The 23528-nt window shown below is 50.0% G+C and carries 1 protein-coding gene; it reads right to left on the reverse strand.

Annotated features, from left to right (window positions below; translation table 11 throughout):
* Positions 1-23403: a hypothetical protein gene (locus K8S19_08550; GenBank protein MCD4813725.1), complete on the reverse strand. Its 23403-nt coding sequence runs from the start codon at positions 23401-23403 to the stop codon at positions 1-3.
* Positions 23404-23528: the final 125 nt, after the last annotated feature.

The following is a 23528-nucleotide window of genomic DNA, read 5'->3' on the forward strand; positions in this document are numbered from 1 at the left end:
TTACGCCGCACTGCCCGTGATCTTCAATTTGGGTTGCTTACCGGGAGCAACATTAATATTAATGCCTACACCCAGACTCTTTAACCTCCGAATCAGACGCCCAATCTTATAATCATGCTTCAGTGCCTGCGGTTCAACCGTCGGTGTCATGGTCATGGCCAATTGGCTTTCATATTGTTTGACATGCATATCAATATCAAATTTCAAGAAACCCAAAACTTGCGTCGTCTCACGCGCCAACTGAATCTTCATCTCACGGTCGAGTTTGGATTCCATCACCCGAACCAGATGAGAAAGCACCATCCGGATCGCGCGGGTCCGGTTATTTTCCGATAACATCTGCTCGGTACCCTTTATTTTCAACCCTTCTACTGCAGATGTAAATTGTACATTCTCCAACAACTGGCGTGTGTCCAGCCCCAGGGAATGAACCTGTTCCTGCTGAGCTTGATTGGCAAAACCAAATTCAGCATTGCGCATCCCTTCCAAAACCGCATTGGACGGATTAACATTAAACGCAATTTGATCAGCCATCACCCAACTCAGAAGTCCCTGCATGCCGATCGCCAGACCAACGACCGCAATCACAGCACCAACAATCGCAGGAATCACAGCCGACATCATCACCCCGACCACAATACCGCCGGCCAAGGCCAGTGCTGCACCAAATCCGAACAGCGTTCTTCCATACTGCTTGATTGCCGAGCGCGGCTCAGTACCCACCAGAATATCCTGTCCGATTTGTCTGGTCAGCACACGCTGCATGAGTGACGGATTCATCATCTTAGTATAACTGGCATAGGAAATACCGAACTGCGCTTCAAACGAGGATTCCAGATAGACACGGTCATCCCGGGCCAGCGTCCGGTCCTCAATTTGCGCGGACAGTTTCTGCATCAGCGGCAATGCCGTATTTTCCAGTTCACCCATGGCCTGATTGAGCTCAACCAGATCATCATTGGTAAACTCACGACCTTCAAATTTGCTCTTTAAATACTCATAAAGATTGATTTGCAGCGCTTGGCCGTCTTGGACACGGGAAATACCGGCCCAACGCAAACCCGTCATTTCGGCCTGCCCGACCACTTCTTTGAGAGCTTCTCCGTCAAGAATATACTGTTTGATAAATTCGACGACCGCAAACTGCCCAAATTCCCTGAAATGCGGGCTCTGCTGCAGCTTGGATTCCAGGGCATTATACTCAGCATCACTGAACATGGAACTGATCGCCATAATGGTCTGCGTCAACAATATATTGGAAAATTTCTGATCCAGGAACCGGATGGAATCACGACCAACCCGAATTCTGGAACCTGCCTGATTCACAATATTTTCAGATTCCGCCACTGTATCCGAACCAAGATCAACGGCATGAACACTATCCAGTGCATTGGGAACCAAACTAAAAACAGCTGCCAACAAATGCATATACCCATAATGCCGCGCCTGCTGATGAACATTAAGATCTATGTTTCCAAAACGGGATTCCTTAAGCAGACTAACGAGTGTGTTGACCGCCGTCTGACCGTCCGCTTCTTTTCCACCCATCTGTTGCTTCCAGGTGTCTACCAATGATCGGCCTGCCTGTATCTGATTTTCCGCACTGCGTGTGCTTTCAACCGCACCTGCCACTTCCGGTTTTTGATGATTAATGGTCACACGACTTTCCTTCTCTACTCTGACGATCAAACCTTGCTCTACAATAGTACCTGTTGTCGCGGAAATTGCGCAGACCATACCCACTGGTCCTCCCAATAGGACACCAATCAATGCTGCCGTAATCACAGTTGAAAACAAGCGACTGCCCAATGATGTCCAACGACCGCTCATTGCCTGCACAATTTCCTGTGCCTTACCTGGTATAAATCGTGTTGCCTGGTTGAACAAGGGCTGTGCCAAAGGCATTAATAACAACCCACTGGCCAAGCCCAGTGTCGGTAATCCTGTGAATCCGAGCAAAGCAAATGCTGCCGCACCAATCAACAGGGTCGATGTCCGGCTCGGCACAAGATACCTGTCTTTGACATTGAACAGCGGTAAAATAAATCTTGCCTGCTGCATGTGCCGGAGCATGTTGCTCCAACCTTGCGTCATTCCTTTCACAGTTCTCTTGGCCCAACTCTGCATCGCCAAAGTCTCACGCGCAGCAACTTCTAATTCGCCTGGTGTAACAGGAATATTGTTTCTGCTTTCGATAAGCTTCTGGAGCGATGCACTGACTTTAATCGTTGTAAATTGATTGAAATAACGAACTCTATTTAACTGCTGATTTATATAATTATTGGCCCCAAAAAGATCCATGGTCAGTCCCTGATAGCTCATGGTGCTATGATGGGGATTGGCTTGCAATTCAGGTATTTCCATACTGACTCGTGCAATATTCTCAACGGCATTCATATAACTACGCTTCATAAGGGAATTGCCGCGATTCAAAACACGTATTTGGCTGACAATATTATTAGATTCACCCATGGTTTGGTAGAGTTTCCAGGTTTCGCCGAACTTTTCCGTCATTTTAGCGTCAACCCATTGCTCCCCATATTGTCCCTGATATTTGGCAACTGTTTCCGAATTTTTCTGCTGCCAGGCATCACTCTGCCAAGTCTTGGCATATTCGGTCACCAGCTGGATCTGTGCACCGGATGCCTGAATGGCACTGGTACGCGCCTCAAAATATCCGGCAAGCTGTTTGATAACAGGAATCCGCTGCCAACCGGTGTTTGTCTGCAACCGAGAGGCATTGTAATTGGGTAAGGTCAACACGCGTGAAAGCGCGGTCGCAGGTGTCCCTGAGCGACGTGCAGCTATATCCGTGATGCCCTGGTATTTCCGGAGCAGTTTGGGAAGGTTGCTCTCAACCGTCTTGGCCAGCTCAGCCATATATTCCGGAGATCCCTTCGCCACCTTGACCGAAACGGTTTCCTCGGTCTGAATGCCGGCCTGAGTTTTCCGCGATGCCTGGGTTTTCTGCACATCCACCTCGTTCAAGATACGCTTGGCAATACCTGTGGTTTCACCCTTTACCCTGCCCTCACCGACCAACAGGTCGCTAAATTGCTTGAACAGATCAAAATGGGCATCCGTTGAACTGAGTGGAACACGCTTTCCATTAACTTCCTTTGCTTGAAGATCAACAGAAAGCACTTTATTTTGATTTCCTTTACTCTCCATTGCTGCCTGGATCTTGTCAAACAGGATTCTGAATTCACCGATCTCACCCCGCGTAATATTATTGATCTCATTTAGATCAAGACTCAGTCCGGAAATACCCCGAGCACGTTTATGCGCACCCGTATTGTTATCAAGAACATTAACACGTTTCATCGCCTGCCGATAAACATCAATTGGGCGCATATCCATCTGATGAATCGCTGCACGCATTTTCTGCATATGTCCTTTGGTGGACAAGGTATTCAACCCCTCGCCCACCTTTGGTGCCATAATCATACGTTTTTGCTTCCAACCGCCTTCAGCCTTAATCATACTTTCCAATTCACCCATGGCCACGGTCCAAAGTTCGGGTGCCATACCGTCAATCTGAATCAGCTGAACCACGTCCCCGCCAGGATGTTTCATCATTCGGCGAATCACCTTTTCCGCTGAAGCAGAGGTCAAAACATTGCCTTCACCACGCTCAACCTTAATATTGTGATCGCTGATATAGCGCTCAATTGATTTCGCGTTGATCTCGACAGTCTGTGTTTTATATTTCTGCTTGCTGAACGTTCCTTCGTGTAATGCTTTTTTAATTTCAGCGAGTGTTCCCATCAGTGCCGGATTATCATTATGCGTAAAAACTTGTTGATGAATAGTTTCACCCTCAATTTTTGTTTCCATAAGTTTAATAGCTTCACGCACGACGGCAGTGCGATCATTATATCCTTCGCGGCTCAATTCCATCTTCACCTTACCGTCACTTCCCATACGGAGCGTAATAACATCCTGACCGACCTTAACCTGAAAATAACCCTCCTGTTTTACAACATCATACAGATCAACAACAGGCTCATTATTCACCCGAACGAGACGCTTACCCCATGTTGATAAGGTTCCGGTAATCCCCTCGAAAGTTCCTGAAAAACCCACAATATTTTGAGCACCCAAAAGATTCATAGCCTCGGTCATGGTTACTCTCTCTGTCGTCGTATGTACCAGTGCCTCGACAACCGATTCTATAAACTGACTGTTGCGTGCACGGAAACTGGACGACTTGATCTCACGCATGGCAGCCCGATGTCCGGTCATCCCCTCACCCTTGCTCTGAAAAAATATCTCGATGTTGGTGAAAGCGGCCTGGAGCTGATCTCCGAAAATGGTATTGGGCTTGCCCACGCCGCCTTCAGCAGTCCCATAATGCGCCCGACCCTTTTTCAGCTCACCGGTCCACTCGCGCCCATTCTTGGTTGAAAGAACTTTTGCCATTTTATCCAAAATAATACGGTCACCTGATTTGGCATAATCCAGGCCCGTCGCTGAACGGATTTCCTTGAGTGCTTCTGCTGTAAACTGTATCTGGTTACGCGCCTGCTTACCAAATCCATTTTCCACATTCTCAAAAACTTCAAAAACTTTATTCTTCTGTACCACACCATCCTTCGTGACTTTATTGATAAACCATTCCCGCACATTACCATACATTTCCACATGCTTGATGGCCACATCACCCAACTGAGCCTTTACCGCGCCGCTTAAATAAGGCGCAATACCTGACGCTCCGATAATGGTGTCCGTCACATGGAAAGCGGCATGAAGTTCATCCCAGGCCGCGGTCCCTAATTTTTTCTGAAGCAATTTTGCAATCTGAGCATCCGTCTTGCCAGCACTGCGCATTTCCAACACAACATGTTTTAAGGTCTCACAATCCGACACATACATCTTACCTTCCTGAAAACCGTTCTTGATCACATCAGCTGAAGTTTCCTTGGTCAGTTCAATCAGCATGCCCTCTTTGGCCATCTGTTTAAATGCATATTCTCCCAGTATCTGTTTCACCAATGAGGGATTAACCGTCATATACAGCATGGCCGGTACTTTCATCCCCGGATGATTGGCTTTGAAAAGCTCCATCGCAACTTTCAAGGTAATCGGCGAACTGGATTTACCACCGCCCATGGCCAACTGCAATGCCTCGCCGATCACAGTTTTCATAGCCGGGTTTTTCACATGCAGCTCCATATTGAGATAATGCAATTCCGCCTGCCTGAACAGAAACGAAAGCATGGGCTGGTCCAGGGTAAAGAACCGGTAACTGGCATCTGCCTGAAACTGCTTGACCAATTCCTTGAAAATCATCCTGGCCTGGCTGTTCATTTCCTTGGGTAGAATTCGTTCAATCATCGCTTCCATTTCCGGCATTAACTTGGCAACTTCAGCCTTGTACTCCTTCATGAGCGCATCAAATTTGGCGGTTTCCTTGGCATCAAACGCCTTGGTTAATTCGGATTGCAACTCACCAATCCGGCCTTTGCTGCGCAACTTTGTAAGCGCTTCACCCATTTTGAAGCCGATCTGCTCCAGCACTGCGGGTTTGCTGGTCGTGATATTTTTCAACCCGAGCGACTCCAGCATGACCTGGGTAAAACCGTCATTGTGCAGGCCTTCCAAAATTCCCTGACGCTCACTAATCATTTTTTCGCGTTTGGCTGCCTGACGTTTGGACGTCTTCTTCGTAGTTTCAGCAGATTTTTCAATTTCCGCCTGCAGTTCATTAAGCCTATTCAAGCGCGCTTTCAAATCAGCCGCTTTTTGAGGTTCAAGGATGCGTGCCACCGCAGCAGCAACATCAAATTTCAAAATCGCTGAATCTTTTTTAGCAAACCTGCGTTTAAGCGCGAGCTTGGTCTTCATATACGCTTCGCTTAGTGCGTTGCCTGCAGCCGGTTTTTCCAAAGCCAGCTCCCGCAGGTTATCGATTCGGGATTCAGCCTTGACAATATCGGCTTTGAGCGTTTCCCGGACAGTCTGGTCGGATGCCCGATTAAGTTTTGCCTTGAGCAGGTCCCGCGCCTTGACAGCCTCGGAGATCTGATGGCTGCGTTTAATCAAGCCTTTTTGGTTGCCGGGTTGGTCGGCAAGTGTGCTCGATTTCTTAACCTGGGTCTGCGCTTCTTTGACAAGTTGCTCACCTTGTTTCACCGCCTGTTCTTTCATCTTGGCGGCTGTTTCCTGACCGGTTTTCCTGGCCGACTCAATCATGCCGGTTTTTTGTTCACTCACGGTTTTGAGATGGTTCTCAGCAGCGCGCAGAGTTTCCTGGGCCTTCTTCAATTCAACTTTCGAAAGTATCTCTGCTTTCTTACCTTGGGCGTTCTTCAGGGCGGTTTCCGCCTCAGTCACACGCGCCTTGGCATTCTCAATCCCACTCTCCGCCTTTTTAATCATGGTATCCGCATCTTTGCCTGCCGCTTCAACACGTTGTTCTGTCAACTCAGCACTTCTCGCCTCGGCATTTTTTACCATTTCCGCAGATTTAGCCTGGGCTGCTTCAATTGCAGTGGGTTTTTGCTTGGCAATTTCAGCCTCAACTTTTGCTTCGGCACGGTTTTGTGCAAGATTCGCTTCATTATACTTGGCAGCAATTTCCATATAGTCTGCTTTGGCTTTGGCCAGACTGGTCTGAGCCTCACTCATTTTTGCCCGGGCCTGTTTGAGGCTTGCTTCCGCAGCCTGCACGCCCTTGCCCGAAGTTTTGGCCGCTTCCACGCCGTGTTCAGCTGCGCGCAGACCACTTTTGGCTGTTGTCGCCTCAGCTTCAGCTTTTTGGAGATTTTCCGCTGGTTTTTTTATCTGCCTGCGTAATTCTCCTGCTTGATTGCGGGTCTTGGTCATCGCACTTCTTGCGCTGGTAACTTCAGCAGAGTTCGCAATCTTTGCATTCTGTTTTGCAGTTTGCAATTCTGCATTGGCCTGTTCCAATGCCATCTCCGCTTTTTGCAGAATATCACCGCCCTGTTTTCCGGCCTGCGCCACTTTGGCTTCCGCAGTCTTGGCCCGGCTTTCCGCCTGCCGCAATTCAACCTTGGCCTGGCGTCCCATAATTTCACCGGCAGCCTGACTGGTCTGGGATATCTTGAAATTCCGGATCACCTGCATGGGATCACTGGACGAGAGCAATTTACGCAATTGATCAACCGTCATGCGGCGTGACATCTCGCGTACCGTGGCCCGGCCTTCCGCAGTCTTCATAAGGTTCTTGACAGCTTCCCCGGCCGGAGCCTTGCTTCTGGCTAAGCCTTCTACACGGGCATCTACCACATCCATATTCTGTTTTCCAGCTTCAGCAACATTATTATGAAAGGTCTCCACTGCATCAAGATTTTTAATATGCTGGTCTCCAATTGATTCCGCAGTCATGCTTGACTGACGCGCGGCTGATTCCTGCATGTTGAAAACGCTCTCTTTCGCTAAGGCCACGTCATACGCACCCTCGGCCTTGGCTGCCAGTTCGGCATCGTATTTGAGTCCCAGGTCTTTGGCCAAGGAATGCTGCTGTTCTATTGAAAGATTCCCCCTGCTTTTTTGCTCAGTACAGAGTTGTTCAAATACTTTTTGTGCCTGGGATTTCATACCGTTTCCGGCCATAGCCTTAAGGCGCATGGCAGCTCCCGGTCCCTGGAACATGGCCATCACTTTGGCGTCAATGCTGCCGCCCTTTTGTATGGCATCCAGCATTTTCATGAGCTGACGGCGTCCTTCCACGGGCTTGCCGCCCTCTTCTGTAAAGGATTTGGTCAATTCCTTCATCTGGACTTCACTCAAACGTGCAGGCTGTCCTTGCGTTGCATCTCCGGTGCGCTGCGTCAGATCCTGAATTTTGGCCTCCAATTGCTCCATATCCGCTTTGTCTATACGGTTTTCAATCTCCTTGGCCTCGTTTTGCAGGCCGGCCTGCTCAAACATGGCTTCCGCTTTTTGATCCAATAGTTGATTGGAGCGCTTTGCATCCGTTGTATTCTCAAACTGCGCATCCAGGTCAAGTATTTTTTTCTGGGTATCAACCTGCTTTTGCTGGTTTGAATTGCGCTCTTGAGCGATCTCCAGACGCTTGGCCTGAGATTCAAGCTGAGCACGTTCCCCAGGTGTTTTTGCCTGCTCCATTTCGGTCTTCAATGTCTCACTTTGCCCGGCCATCTTCTTGGCCTCGGATTTCAGCTTTGTGCTTTGCTCAGCCAGTGCTTGGCGGTTCTGCTGCCGCGATTCAATTCCGCTGACAACTTCCTGCTGAGCTTCCAGTTTTGCCTCCATGGTATCTAGTTTCATTTTGGCGACTTCGTTTACATCAGTTTTGGACTTGATTTCCGCACCCAAATCCAATACCCGCTGCTTGGCTTTTTGCAATGTCATTTCTGCTTGAATCTGCTTCAATTCCGCCGCTGCGGCTGAACGCTGTTCTGCTGTTCCAGCTGTTTTCATCCGGGTCTCGGCTTTATTTTTCATCCCCGTCAGCTCTGCCATTGCTGCCGCATGTGTCCCCCCTTGGGCCCGAGTCTGCATCCTGGCTTCCAACCCTTCAATGGCTTTCTGATAACTTTCCATGCGGCTTTCCAACTTGGCAATCTTTGCATCACTGGCCGTGGTTTCCGCCCGGAGTGCTTTAACATCGCTTTTCAGTTTTGCAATTTCCACTTTACCAGACTCAACATTAATCTGTTCAGTTAACAGTGCACTTTCCTGTGCAGCAGCTTGACGTTCCGCTGTTTTTAAAGACGCATCTGTCGTACGCGCCTCGGCAGCCGTACGCTGAGCTTTTAATTCAGGAATCACCAGTTCCCGGGCCGCTGTTATATCCGCCTTAAGGGAGGTCACTTTGGCCTCCAATCCCGCCGTATATCTGGCAGATGCCCCGCTTCCTTCGGCTTTGGCATTGGAAAGCAGCTTCTCAGCCACTCTCAGCGATGCTTCCGCCTTGATAACAGTTTTCTGCGCCGGTGTGCCTTCCAATTGAACCGTTCTGGATGCTGCACCGGTCTCACCTGTAACCTGTGATTTACTGGTCTGGCGCCCGGTAATGCGACTCATGACCGAATTGCGCACACTCACCATACGCACCCGTATAGCTCCCATAAAACGACCGACTGGGCTAAAGAAAGCTGCAAACCGCGGTGCAACTGAAGAAATCTCCACCGTTTTAACACCGCCGGATTTTCCTTTGATGATCGTCTTACCCTCTGCCAGTAATTTGATCATCTTAGGCGCATTGGTTATCATCTGCGCCTGATGTTTGGCAAACGAACTGATAAACGTCCCCGCAGCTTTGGCATAATTCCCTGCGCTGTGCCTACCCCTGAAATTATTCAATTGTTTGCCTAATTTAGCACTTGTTAACGCATGACCGGCAAAAGTCCCCGCACCCTTGGGCATCTGGAGATGCGACATTCTAAATCCAGGAGCTTCCACCATTTTCATAAACTGAGCCATTCCGCCACCGCCGCCTTGGCGGGCAGCCATCTGGCCGATCGTTGCGCCCTGTCCTTTACCAGAAGTGATATTAAGATCACGAACCTTAATTTCTCCTCCTGACATTCCCTTCTTGGGTTTCAAACCAGCGTCCTTTGCCAACTGCTCAACTGTCTTACTAAGTAATTGCTTCCCGCGACCCTGTGCAATTTCAGTTTTCATGTGTTGCTTCATCTTACTCAACCCAGCTTCACTGAAGGCTCCCTTTGCCTGAACAAATGGTGCTCTGACCATCATCACTGCAAAAATAACTCCGATGGCACCGCCCACGACTTGGGACATACCGTTAACGATATGACGAATTCGCGATCCGGGCCGGGAACTATCCCCCATCATGTGAATGCCTTCTGCGATTCGTACAAAAGGTTCGACGAAAAATGTCTCGAACATAGTGCCCAAACCATTGATCAGTGCATCTTTTCCAATCATAACCGCTGCGGCAATACCGCTGAGCATCGTTCCCACAACCGGAATCAGGTTAAGGGACAAAATTATAATAATCGGAAGATTATCGCCTGTGGCTTTGGCCAATACTGCCAAGGTTCCAAAAATCGCACTGGCCGCATCACCGTAAGGCATATCGGCATAGGATTCAGAAACTTTCACAAAATAATCACCCAGTGCATTCAGTTGTTCACCGGCCCATTGAAAAAATGAATCCATAGGGGCAAAAACTGTTTCCACACCTGCCATAAATTTATCAATTACCAAAGCACCCAAAGACTCACCGGTCATTTTTTTGTACAGCATGCCGGTTCCGGAATAATCAAGCGACACCTCAACCGCCGCTCGCAGGGCTGTTCCGGCGCCATCCAAAATACCTACCACAGTAGCCAAGGTCATCCGGCCCAGCATCTTACCGAATTCACCCATGGACTTGCCAAAATATTTCAGTGTAAATCCGCCTTCTTCATTATAGGCCTTCATCACACCGTCAACATATTTATTAACCGCACCGGAAATCGCAGAGGCAAATTTATTCCAAACATTGCCGAATTTCCGGCCAAGTGATGTCACTTCGCGTCCATCTCCGGTGTAGGTGCGTTTGACACCCCGGGCATCGGTGAGTATAATTTTGTCACCCTCGACCTTGACCTTGATATCTGCCCCCATTTTAATGGGCTTTTCACCCAGACCGCGAACCATGGTCGCATCGTCCTCAACTGAAAGGGTCAACTTAATATCCTTGCCATCAACAGTAATAACCTCTGTACGGCTAATTTGCACCAGACTGCCATGTTCATTTTTAGCATATTGGTTGCCGTACATGTCTGTACCGGTCACATTTCCTTCCAGCAAATTTTCCATCTTGGTGACCGTCATGCCATTAACGACTTCCTTACCAAGATACTTGCTAATCATCCTAAATGTACCCTTGTCCCCCAGGACACCTTTTTCGTCAATACCGTACTGGTTGCCGAACACATCCGAACCGGTCATGGTCGCATCTTCATCCAACAAGTTGATCATCTTGGTGACCATGACGCCGCCTATTTCTTCATTGCCCATGAATTTAGATGTCATAGTAAAAGCGCCTTTGGTACCAAATTCGCCCTCTTTGTCCACACCATATTGATTGCCAAATACGTCAGAACCGGTGATTGTTTTTTCACCCCGCTCGACCGTACCGTCCTGATCAAGATCCAACAAGGCCTCCATCTTGGTGACGGTTTTACCGTCAATAATTACGGTTCCCAGATATTTACTGGTCATACCAAATTCAGCCTTGCTGTTTCGGCTCTCGATCATGCCATATTGGTTGCCGAACATGTCGCTGCCGCTGACCACACCCTCACCCGTTCCCAGCGTACCCTCCATCATGGTCACGGTCTTGCCGTCCACCACACGGTACTCCAAAAATTTCTGAGACATGAGCATATTCGCCTTGGCTGCGCCGGATGCCCGTTTGCCGCAGACATACATGTTACCGAAGATATCACTACCGGTCTCCACACCCTTATCCTTGCCCAGCAGGCCCCGCATCACAGTCACGGTCTTGCCGCCCACAATCTCACGACCCACAAACGCTTGCGACATCACCAGCTCGCCTTTGGCATTATGCTCACCGGCTTTGTCACGCGTATACGTATTCCCAAATGCATCACTGCCGGTCTCCACACCTTTGTCCTTACCCAGAAGGTTTCTCATAACAGTCACGGTCTTGCCATCCACAATTTCACGGCCCACAAATGCCTGTGACATCACCAGCTCGCCTTTGGCATTATGCTCACCGGTTTTGTCGCGCGTATACGTATTCCCAAATGCATCACTGCCGGTCTCCACACCTTTGTCCTTGCCCAGGAGGTTTCTCATGACAGTCACGGTCTTGCCGTCCACAATCTCACGGCCCACAAATGCCTGCGACATCACCATCTCACCTTTGGCATTATGCTCTCCGGCTTTGTCGCGCGTATACGTATTCCCAAATGCATCACTGCCGGTCTCCACGCCCTTGTTGCTGCCCAACAGGCCGCGCATCACGGTCACCGTCTTGCCGTCCACAATCTCACGGCCCACAAATGCCTGCGACATCACCATCTCGCCTTTGGCATTATGCTCTCCGGCTTTATCGCGTGTATAAGTATTCCCAAAGGCATCACTGCCGCTCTCCACACCCTTGCTGCTCCCCAGCAGGCCGCGCATCACGGTCACAGTCTTGCCATCCACAACTTCACGACCCACAAATGCCTGCGACATCACCATCTTACCCTTGGCGTTGTATTCACCTGCAGCATCGCGAACATAACTATTTCCAAAAATATCACTGCCGCTCTCCACGCCTTTGTTGCTGCCCAGCAGACCGCGCATCACGGTTACGGTTTTGCCATCCACAATCTCACGACCCACAAATGCCTGTGACATCACCATTTCACCCTTGGCGTTGTATTCGCCGGTGGCATCACGTACATAACTATTGCCAAAAATATCACTGCCGGTCTCTACACCTTTGTTACTGCCCAGCAGACCGCGCATCACGGTTACGGTCTTGCCATCCACAATCTCACGACCTACAAACGCCTGTGACATCACCATTTCACCCTTGGCGTTGTATTCGCCGGTGGCATCACGTACATAACTATTGCCAAAAATATCACTGCCGGTCTCTACACCTTTGTTACTGCCCAGCAGACCGCGCATCACGGTTACGGTCTTGCCATCCACAATCTCACGACCTACAAACGCCTGTGACATCACCATTTCACCCTTGGCGTTGTATTCGCCGGTGGCATCACGTACATAACTATTGCCAAAAATATCACTGCCGGTCTCCACGCCCTTGTTGCTGCCCAGCAGACTGCGCATCACGGTTACGGTCTTGCCATCCACAATTTCACGACCTACAAACGCTTGCGACATCACCATCTTGTTATTGCTGCCGCGTATGTATGCATTCCCAAATGCATCGCTGCCGGTCTCCACACCCTTGCTGCTCCCCAACATACCGCGCATCACGGTCACGGTCTTACCATTTACAATAGTACGACCTACAAATTTTTGGGACATCACCATCTTGCCACCGGACCCACTCACATAGCTGTTCCCAAAGGCATCACTGCCTGTCACAATCCCTTTGCTGTTGCCCAACATACCGCGCATCATGGTGACAGTCCTGCCATTCACAATGGCACGACCTACAAATTTCTGAGACATCACCATCTTGCCGCCGGACCCACTCACATAGCTGTTGCCGAAAGCATCGCTGCCGGTCACAATACCTTTGCTGCTCCCCAACAGGCCACGCATCACAGTCACCGTCTTACCATCCACAACCTCACGACCTACAAATGCCTGTGACATCACCATCTTGCCCTCGGCGCCATATTCGCCTGTAGCATCAAGCACATAACTGTTGCCAAACATATCACTGCCGGTCACAACACCTTTGCTACTCCCCAACATACTGCGCATCATGGTGACAGTTTTGCCATTCACAATGGTTCGGCCTTCAAATTTCTGTGACATGACCATACTGCTCTGAGCACCATATTCGCCCGCAGCATCACGCACATAGCTATTACCAAACGCGTCACTGCCGGTCTCAATACCCTTACCACTCCCCAGCAGGCCGCGCATCACGGTCACGGTCTTGCCATCCACAACCTCACGGCCCACAAATGCCTGTGACATCACCATCTTGCCTTGCGCATTGTATTCACCAGCGGCATCACGAACGTAACTGTTACCGAACGCATCACTGCCGGTCTCAATACCCTTACCACTCCCCAACAGGCTGCGCATCACGGTCACGGTCTTGCCGTCCACAACCTCACGACCTACAAATGCCTTTGACATCACCATCTTGCCTGACCCATTTATATAGCCATTGCCAAAAGCATCACTGCCGGTTAAAACGCCTTTATTATCACCCAGCATATTGCGTACCACAGTCACGGTCTTACCCTTGACAACCTCAGTCCTGACATACGCCTGAGACATCATCAGACTGCCTTTGGCTCCGTATTCACCTGTAGCATCGCGCACATAACTATTACCGTACATATCCGAACCGCTCACCATACCCTTGCTGCTGCCTAGCAGGCCTTTCATAACCGAGACGGCAATCCCATTGACAATCTCCACACCCATGGCCTGCTGCGACTGCACCAGGCTTCCCTGGACGCCGTATTCACCTGTAGCATCCCGAACATAGGTGCTTCCGTACATGTCCACACCGCTCTCAATACCCTTGGTGTTTCCCAACAAGCTTCTGGTGACTGTCACGCTAAGACCGTTGGCAGCTTTCTCCACCTTCACAAACTCCATGGACTGTACAATCTTGTTTTTGGCGCCATACTCGCCGGTGACATCCAGTACATGTTGGTTGCCATACATGTCACTGCCCGTGACTTTGTTGGTCAAGAGATTACGCGTCTTGGTCACAATAGCACCACCAATGATTTCCGTGCCAACCGCTTGCGTGATCATGACAAAAGCGCCTTTTTCACCCAACTTCCCGGCAGTATCATATCCATAGGTATTGCCGTACATATCCGACCCGGTTATCTGGGCATTTTTACCGTCAAGCAGATTAATGGTTTGTGTGACAACCGCACCATTCACAACAACTGTATCCACAACCTTGGTCAGCATCGTGAACTCACCGGCTTTGCCTAACTTGCCGCCTTCGTCAATGCCATAACCATTTCCGTAGATATCCGTTCCGCTCACTCTGCTGGTACGTAAATTGGTCATACGTTGGACGTAAAGTCCGTTGATATTTTCAAACCGTCCGGCCCGCTCGATCATAACCAACTCACCAACCTGATTATTGGGATACTGGTCCGCCACTTTAGCTTCCAGCTCGGAATAGACATTGCCATTGGAATCCGTGACACGCCAAAGTGCATGTTCAGTCAGCAAGCTCCGCGAAGCCATATTGATTTCATTACCGGTTGTTACATATTTGTGCTCCGCAGTCGCAATATAACCTTCAGCGGTCTTGGTATAGGTCGTGCCGTTCTTGGTAAAAGACTGGGATGAATGCGTCTGCAAGGTGGAAACCGTCGTCCTGACACGATAATTGAATCCGTCAACAGTGGCATTGTCATACACCACCCTGCCGGTTTGTTTAAATGTCCCATCCGGTTGCTGAGTATATATCCCGCCATCGACCTCAGCTGTGCCGGGCGTGGGATTGATCATCCCGCGCGAGGATACCGTGGTTGTTACTTTCCGGCCTGAATCCAGTGTGATGGTCATTTTCTGTTGTGTGCCGGTTTGTTTGAAGGTACCGTTCGCTTGTTCGGAATAGACCTTGCCGTTTTCTACACCGGTCCAATTGGCGCCCGGATCCGCACTTTTGGTAACAACCAGGGAAATGGTCTCGCCTTTATCCGTCGTGACAGTCTGATAGTCTCGGTAACCTGTCGGCTTCCATTCGCCGCTTGTTCCTTTGGAGGCAAATTCAAAATCCGCCACCGGCTGGGTAACCTCTCCCATCATGCTACTCACCGTCTCACTCTTGGTCATGGTGCCTTGGGGGCTGGTCTGGATCAAAATATGTTTGCGATAAATATTTTCAACCCTGACCTCCTGGCTGCCCAGCTTGCCGTTTTCGATCTTGGCAATATTTAAAATCATGGTTTCCTTAAAATCAAATTCCACCACTTGCTGGGTACCGCTTCCACCGGCCTCACCGGGATTGGATTTTTGTAAGGCCCGGCCTTCATGGCTAAAAAACAATTCTACCTCGGTGGCATTATTCATGATGGTAAAACCACTGTCAGTCATCCTAAGCGAATAGCCGTCGCCATTAGTGGCGCGCAGCATAGCGAATGATTCCGGAGTTATCTTCCCGTTTTTATCATATGCCAGCGTAATACCCATTTGTTTGTAACTGATTTTATAGCCGGTTAAACTGTTATTCTCATAAGTTGCACGCGCTGTCCGATTCCCGCCATCGGTTGTTTTATCCACCACAAAATCACTCAGATCCTTGCTGGTATACTGAACAACAGTTTGATCTTTGTCCGACAAATGCACTTCCTGGAGCCGTCCATCATACTTGGCGATATATCCAATTGACTCGGTCTTTCCGCCATCAGTAAATTGCGTGGTCCCGGAAACATAATATTGCTTGGCAGCAATCTCTGCAGGTGATCCCACAACCGTCAATGTAGTGTTATCCGGCATCTGAAAGATAAATGCGGTTTTCCCCAACAGATGCTGGCTTGTTTCGGGTTTGAAACCGGCTGCTAAAAGATCCTGATTGGTTTGTAAAACCGCCCCCTTGACAACCTGCCGGTTACCGTCAATCGTCATTGTCCCTTCATTTTTAGCGGCATTAAAGGAAACATCACCGGATTCCACAGGATCAAAGTATTTGGTCGTCCCGGCTGTCGCATCGGGTTTAATGAGCGTTGCCGTGGCCGTATTGTCAGGATGAATAATCAGTGTATGTTTTGCGCCATTAATGACCGCTTCTCCAAAAATATCCGCTGTCCGGTTTGGTGCGAGTAATTTTTGAACAAAAGCTGTCTGGCCCTGATCACCTTGCCCAAGATTTACCTCCAACTGTGTGTTCTGTTCAGTCATTTTCATGCCTTGCGGTGTTGAAGTAAATATTTCTTGGGGTACATTGTTTGAATCGGCGACCGTAACTTTTTGCGGTGACAAAGTGCCGTTTTCATTAGAACCAAACTCCATGCTGACTAATGAACCGTCATCATTCTTCTGCGTAAATGTGATATTGCCCTTTTCATCCTTAGAAACGCTTCCATTCATGGAAGGAACGTCCTTACTCTGGCCGTTGCTCACTCCTGAAGCAGCAGACTGGACTTCATTAGATAAATTCTGTGTCATTTTAGAAATCTCAGGTGACATTTCAGGCAAATCAAGATTTCCAAATTTGCCCATATCTCCGCCTATTTTATCGTCCAGGGCTTGATACTGTAAACTCATGGCCGCAGCCTTGGCATCCATGTTTCCGGGCTGTATCTTGGAAAGAAATTCCTGCGCCCCCTTCATGGCTTGTTCAATTTCAAACGCCTGACCGGCATTGTCCATAGAACCCAGCATTTCAGCAGCTTTCATATTAATAGCCGCCTTTTGATCAGCCGGCATATTGGTATTGTCAGCCAAACTCATGGCTGCTTTTACCGAGTTGACAGCCTGCTCCGTGGTCCCGTCATCCGCCTGCAAGGCAGCCAATTGTAGGTTCATCTCCGGACTGTTGCTCTGACTGACATGATTGGCAATACTTCCCAATGCTCCCGGATCGGGATTATTGGCATACATTCCCATCTCCGCTTTTGCCAAAGATCCCATGGCATCCTGGCGTTGTTGGGTTCCCAATAGTTGGGAGTCAGCGTGATTTTGAAGTGTTTTAACTGCTTCAGTACCCATGCTCCGGGTCTCCGCCAAGGTTAATTCCCCACCGGCCGCATCCACAGCAACACCTTTGGCCGCATTTTCCGCCAGGATCATGGCCTTCCGGACATCCGCAGGTAAAGATTTGGCATCCACCGGTAACGTCGCTGTCAAGGCATGCTGTTCACCCTTGGAATCCGTGTAGGCTGCCACAAATTCATCTGAGACTTTTGTTCCTGAACCACCGGATGCACTCTCATATTCATAAACACCGCCTTTGTCCCCTTGGCCCTGGGTTGAACCATTGGGCACAAAAACCCGTTCTTTCCCTTTCATAAAACTACCTTCCATGCGGTACTCACCTTGCTTGACAAACTCATTATTGCTGTTGAGCGCAACCTGATATTGCTTGCCTCCCGCATCTTCAACAATCTGGGTTCTTTCGCCATCAAACTTAAAGGAGACCTCGATAGGATTGGCATCGGTTCCGATGTTGGTACTAATTCCTTCGCCCACTTTCGGTGCTGACGCTTTGGCTGTTTCACCAGATGCTACCGGGTCTGAACCATCAGCAGTCACTTTCGCGCCGTCAGCTCCATCACCGCTGGCTGTTGTTTTGGCCGAGCCATCTCCTGGCGTTCCGGATGTATTGCCGCCTGAAGCATCAGTAGAAACAGCAATATCATCATTGCGCCGCTCAGCCTTGGCTGCCTCACCCTTGGTCTGCCCTGCTTTATCGGTCTCGGCCGTCAATCCACGTGTAACCGGTTTATCCGCAATCGGTGTCATCTTACCGTCTTCAACCTTGAAGGTTTGTTCCTGCGTAACCGCGCCGTTTTCATAGGTTGTGGTTTTCACTTCTGTGGGCTGCGTTGCGGCTGTTTTGCCTGCATCGGCACTGCCGGGTGCAGTCGATGTCTGCAAGCTGGCCGGCGTTTGATAATCAAACGTTTTGGTGACCTGGGTTCCATCGGAACGCGTTGTTTGCGCACCGATAAGTTGACCCGTATTATTAAAGACTTTGGTTACATTCTGGCCGTCCGCATTTTGTCCCTGGGAATAAGAATAATTACTTCCGCTTTGCAAAGACCCGCCAGCCTCCAACTGCTTTGCCAGTTGCTGCACACCGGACGGCTGCGTGGTTGCACCGCTGTTGGCAACCGCCGAAACTTTTTCCGTACCATTCGCATTCGCAGCGCCTGCTGAAACAAAATCCGACCCTCCGGATTCAAGCAAACGGTTGTTGTTTTCAGAATTTTTCTGTACATTTTTATTTTGCATTTCCGTAGTGTTGGCCGTGTTGGCCCCGCCGCCATCGCCGCCACTGGCATTGCTTCCCGTTGATATCGCGTCCCCTTCAGGCTTGGGAACATCACCATCCATACGCTGCACACCATCCAGATCTGCAATCTTGACATCATTGTTTTGCAGCTTCACCTCATTGCGAGGCGCGTCAGAACTTTCCATCCGTGTTCCGGCATCATTGTTCACAGAAGTACGGTTATCCAGTCCTTCCTGTGGTTTGGTGCTCGCATCTTGCTGTGGCTGCTGTTGCGGCGCTGTGACCGAGGAATTATTATCGGCCGCATCCATCGTATTGTTCATGTGTGATGTCTGGGTATTTGTCTGTTTTGATGTTTCCGTTTTTGCGGTCTCACTCCGGGGCTGTGAGGTTTCCTTGGGTTTGGTATCCTGAGGCGCCGGCATACTGCTGCTGTCAGGAGATGATTTCGGGCTCACCGTCACCTCGCTATCCACCTTGGTGGTGGTGCTGGTCATGCTTTCCATGGATTCATGGCCGGTGGAAGGTATCCCCGCAGTATTCGGTGCACTCTCCGGCATATTCACACCGGTCGGTGCTGTCGTGGGTGAAAGATCGGACTGCTGAGAAAGCGAGCGGTTGGCAAAATTGTCCGCCGTGGTGGGAATCAATGGTCCCTGGGTATAATTCGTTCCGGTCCCGCCGACCATGATAACCGACGATCCCATCTGCATCGTTGAACCGGCTAAATAGGATGGTGTGGTACCGGTCATGCCCAAACCGGTCATGCCAAGGGTGCCGGCGCCGACACCCAGCGTCCCAATACCAACGCCTCCCTTGCCGCCGGCACCAAATCCACCGCTGACAGAAGCAGCAGAAACCATGGTTTCAGACGGCATAAACATGGAACTCATTGACATGGGTTGGGGCATATAACCTGAAGTCGGCATATTGAGAAGCAAACGCTGTCCAACACTACCTTGATATTGCGGAACAAACAGCAGCGATGGTTGGTCGGTTACCGGCGGTGTTTGCCCGGTTGTTGCGGGTGGAGAACCACTCTCCGGGGAGGCAGCCATATTGTCCACCGGGGTTGGTGTGGTGATATTGGTCCACATTTGTTTCAAATTTTTGAAAAAACTATTAATGGGTAACGCATCGGATTTGAAAACGGATTTTGCGGTTGATGCACCCGTCGCGGTTGTATTGGTTGGAATGGCTACAAATTGCCGGACAATGGCACCTAAATTTTCTCCAAAGTGCCGGGTCTGAACTTTTGAAAACCCCTGATCCTCAAGCATTGGTGCGGCATAAAGCGCGTAGAATGTCGACAGCCCGTTCGCTGTGGCAGGAAGCACGACCAGACTCATAAACTTGGCTGTACTGGCCACACCGGGATCTGTCATATAATTCACCGCACCGGCAACAGCACCGCCGATCAATCCCCCGATCATCGCGGAGTATTGCTCTGTATATCCGGCACTTTCCATAATCTTGGTCGCCACAATTTCGAGCCCAACTGCCATCAGAGATTTAAACGTATTGGAATTTACCATGGCCGTCAAATCGAATCCAGATGCGGTCATGCCTATTGCCGCTTTTAATTCGGCCATAAAGCCTTTGGCAAACTGCTTGAATACATCGCCAAAACTATCTGCATCAAACATCGCAGCAACGCCGGAGCCAATCATACCCGCACCAAGCGAGACCGCTGCAAACAACAACGGACTGGCATCCGGGAAATAGTGAGCCATCGCCAACATAATCGCTTTAGCAACCACCATCTTCGCGATGGCTTTCAGTACTATGGTGCTTCCCAAAGTTTTAAATATAGCGCTCATCGCGGCCACGGAAACTTGCGCGGCAGTTTGGGCAGCTGATACCATTGCCTGACCCGCTACTGAAACCGCAGTTCCGGCCAACTGTCCAATCCCCTGTGCCCAGCCGCCTAAGACCGCAGTAAAAATCATTAATACAATCGCCAATCCTTCCGGCAGGGGCACAAACGCCACAATGGCTTCAATCATAATAATAATGGCCAGCAAAATCGGTGCTGCTGTCCCCACTGTAATTACAGTAAGAACGATGGTCACGACAAACATAAAAACTTTTCCGATCGGCGAAGCCATAAATGAGGCGCAACTTCCGCCGCCGCTGCCATGCTCAGGCGGATCGCGGTGGGTATGATGCGTGGAAAGCGCTTCGGCTTCTGCGGCAAAGGCATCGTCTGAACCGAAATAATTAGGCAAAGCCGGTGTGGTCCCTACGACAATTGCAACATTGGGGCGGGGAGGAATCTGAAAATCCTGACCGCGAACAGCAGCAGAAGCTACTTTAACAAAAGAGACAATATTCATAGGCGGACCGGTATCGGTCTGCGGTGCGCTGCCATTGACAGCTGGATTAAAACTCATGGTGCTTTGCATATTAATATCAATGCTTTGCAGCGGTGCTGTCTGGGTCAATCCTATTTGCGGCGGCATGTCCGTACTCACTTTGGCAACCTGCGGTGCTGCTACAAATGACTGAGAAACGGTATTGGGATTCTGAGATCCGAAAAGCAGCAGGCTGCCCTGGGCGACGTTTTGACCAAGCGTACTCACCATTCTTACGACCGGATTACTAACCGCAAACTGGCTGCCGTCACCCACCAAGGGTACTGTCGATGCCATTAATGGATTCGTCGAGACCAACGGATTCTCCGTGGAAAAGGTATTCGTATTATTGATGACCGTACTGGCCTGGATCTGAGTGTCCTGGTTGGTTTCCGGATCCAGTGTGCTGGTGGTTGTCTTATCCGCCGTAAGATTAGTACTGGGGCCCACCATCCCGGTTTCTACATTGGCATCCATTTCCAAATTGGAATTATGCACCGGCGCGGTCTCCGCCGCCTGGTTGACTTCTGAAACACTTCTTATCTCCGGTTGGGGTACGGTTGCCGCATCCACGTCCAGCGTGGGAGAAACTTCAGGTGTTTCCACATTCGGCGTCTCTGTCTCCGGCGTCTCGGGTTGATAAAGTGCATCCACCTGAGGGGTTTCAGGACCCTCTGCCAGCGCGATCTCCATTTCCAGTCCTTCGGCTGTCACCGCCACATCCACTTCCGGCACCGCAATGTCCGTGTCCACGGCATCCGGTTCATTGGCAGTATTCACGTTGGTCGTGGCATCCGCCGTCTCAGCGGACTCGCCGCTTCCCGGCTCAGTCTCTTCCTCTTTACCCTCCGGCTTCATATCACCTTCTACGCCTTCTTCACCCTCTTCTAAAGCAACAATTTCACTCTCCGATTGCCCGGTACCGGTCTCCACTGCCGGTTGCGAAACATCCAGAGGGACATCCACATTTTGCTCAGACAGGGCCACCGCAGACTGGGAATCATCAATCGCAGTTACATCATTCACGGTGGGTGCATCCGGCTCACTACCCTCGTTCTCCGCAGTCAGGAGCATCTCAGTGTCCGTTGACGGTTCACTCTCGTTGCCGGTTTCCAGTTCAGTGACTTCTGTTTCCTCCGTGTCTTCGCCGTTTTCAGGCGCACTGCCCGACTCGTCGCCCTCGTCTTTAACCACCATGGTAAACATGCTCAGAAAACCGCTCTCATTACCTTCGGCCGCCTGGTTGGTGCTGGGTTGAACATTGCCTTCGCCGTTGTCCAGGTTCTGGCTGAAAAGCGGGGTGGTGGTTTCGGTCTGGTCGGTGGTATTGACCTGGGTGGTGTCCACCTGGATCGTCTGATTAATGTCAGGCAGATTGCTGTCCTGGACCTGGACAGTCTCAGGCTGGTTGGTAACCGTGTTTTCATTACCCTGCGGTTTATCGGTCACGACAACTGCGGCATCCACCGTGGTGGCGGTGTCAGGCTGGCCGGTCTGTTCAACATCCACGGTCTCATTTTTCAAATTATTGCCGGTCACCATGGCGACAAATCTTTCCATCACCGTGGGTTCATTGGCAGGCTGCTCATTGGTCTGATTATTCTGATCCTGCGGTGCAACTGTCTGATTGTTACTTTCCACATCCGGCACAGTGGTCTGGTCCTGATTATTCTGTCCGGAATCATCTACCACCATCGTCTGATTCTGATTATTATCCACAACCGCAACCGCATTATTTTCCATCATGGGCTGGTCGGTTGTCACAGGTTGTACTGTCTCCACAGTTTCCGTTTCATTAACAGGAACAGCAGCTGTATTGACATTACTGCTTACTTCTGTTTCAGAACTTTCAGTTGCCGCTGCCGGGATCGGCAGGGTGTCAATACCCGTATCCTCAGTGGTTAAAGAAGCAACATTGGGTTTCATTTCCAGGCTCAGGCTGACCGGTCCCTGGCTGGCATCCACAACATCCACCATGGCTGCCGGGTCCATGGCAGGTGCTACATCCGTTTCTTCCGCAGATGTAGGCTGGCTGGTCCCTTCAGGACTTTCAGTTTCCGACAGCATATTGTTGACCATGGCGTCCAGGCTAAAAGAAGAGGTCGAGCGTTCGGCCAACGTTGTGAGCGAAACCGTATCAAGCAGATTCCCATATTCTGATTTCAAAACATTCAATGATGTGGTGCTAATTTCAGCACCGGGATCTGACACCGTCTGCGGACCGGCCTGGATATCGAGAAAAGCGTCGGGCGCGCTGCTCTCAACACTGCCGCCGGTCATCATGGAATCCCGGTTAACTTCCAAGTTGTTCTGCCGGGTTTCCGGTGCCTGGTATGAATAGTCAAACGCATGAGCCAGGATGGCATCCAGACCGGTCATGGTAAAAACAAATACCATCGCCAACATGAATGAAATTGTCCTGCGGTAATGCCGATGGATAAATCGTCCGACAAGCCGCATTGCTTTTTGACTGTTCTTTGGGAAGCCCGAATAAGTAGACATACTGATCACCTCATGGATAGAATCAAAAACCGTAACAACAGTAATAAATATTTTTACAACACAGCTGCGATGTAACATTGCTGTTTCAATCGTCTAATAATATCTTGTTTTACTAAAACTCCACC

Source organism: bacterium (assembly GCA_021108215.1).
Lineage (GTDB): Bacteria > Oederibacteriota > JAAXVQ01 > JAAXVQ01 > JAUVAV01 > JAIORK01.

What these genes read in the sequence shown, in the direction of transcription:
- K8S19_08550 (MCD4813725.1), bottom strand. Translation starts at nt 23,403, where the DNA reads ATGTCTACTTATTCGGGCTTCCCAAAGAACAGTCAAAAAGCAATGCGG.